This window comes from Streptomyces calidiresistens, from assembly GCF_014141525.1.
Taxonomy (GTDB): domain Bacteria; phylum Actinomycetota; class Actinomycetes; order Streptomycetales; family Streptomycetaceae; genus Streptomyces; species Streptomyces calidiresistens.
Genome location: NZ_VKHS01001260.1, coordinates 1 through 1,030, shown reverse-complemented (window position 1 = coordinate 1,030; position 1,030 = coordinate 1). Strand labels below are relative to the sequence as shown.

Sequence of the window (1,030 nt, the reverse complement as noted above, 5' to 3'; positions counted from 1 at the left end):
AGACAGGGAAACGCGTCCGACCAACGCGCAGCACGACGAAGCCACCCCCGGCCGAGCCGGAAATGACTATGGGCCGGGTGAATTGAAGCGGGTCGGGGGCTCGGAACATGTTCCTCGGACACGCAGGACGAGATGAGGGAGGACGAGGGTGGTGCACCGCATACGTCGCCGGGTGAAGGAGACGACCGGCCGCCGGCGCCCGCTCCCCCGCCCGGCCCGGGGGTCGGGCGGGGCCGCGCCGCCGAACGACACCCCGACCAAACCCGCCCCCCAACCGGAGGAGCCGATGCCGATGGTGGACGACTTCCCTCCCCCGGAGTTGCGGATTCCCGGACCCGACCAGCTCGACGGCCGGATGATGCCCTGGCCGTGGCCGCTTGTCCTCGACCAGCAGGTCGTCACCTGCGCCGGATGCGGGACGTATCGGGATTGGCTCGTCCTCTCCACCGACGACGGGATCCAACTGCGGTGCCGAGCCGGCCACCAGCAGCACGAGGAGCGACTGGACATCGCCTGGTACAACCGGCATGCCGGACCCGCGGACGCCACGCACGCCACCTTCGCGGACTGCCTGCGCCACCTCGGCCACTGACCCCGTCCCGAGCCGCACCGCGCTGAACGAACTCGACGGTGCGACCACGGGCGGGAGCCCCCGCTTCCCGCACAAGGCGGAGGTCACCTTCGCTCACGCAGGCGCCGGCGACGCGGAACTCACCCGGGAGATGTACAGCGGCACCATCGCCAAGCCGCTCCGGGACACCGACCGGATCTTCGAGGCCATGACAGGCTGCCCGGAGCGCCGACTCCCCCGCGGCAGCACCCCCGTCGGGGTCACCGCCCACCTTCCCTGCGCCTCGGGGGCGAGAGGTGGTGCCAACTACCGGCTCTCTCCGCCGAGACCAGGCGAGCGTCATCACACAGACCGCCATCGGTGAAGAGAATCCACTGATGGTTCCCTTCGGTTTCCCCGACCGGTCGACCGGCACCTCCAGAAAGCCCTCACCCGGGCGAGCCCCGGCCCCGGACACCC

At 71.0% G+C, this 1,030-nt stretch carries 1 protein-coding gene; it reads left to right on the top strand.

The window, feature by feature from the left end; all coding sequences use genetic code 11:
* The first annotated feature begins 148 nt into the window (after positions 1 to 148).
* A complete protein-coding gene (locus FOE67_RS26760) occupies positions 149 to 592 on the top strand; it encodes a hypothetical protein (protein WP_182667399.1) in 444 nt (147 codons plus the stop codon).
* The last annotated feature ends 438 nt before the right edge of the window (positions 593 to 1,030 follow it).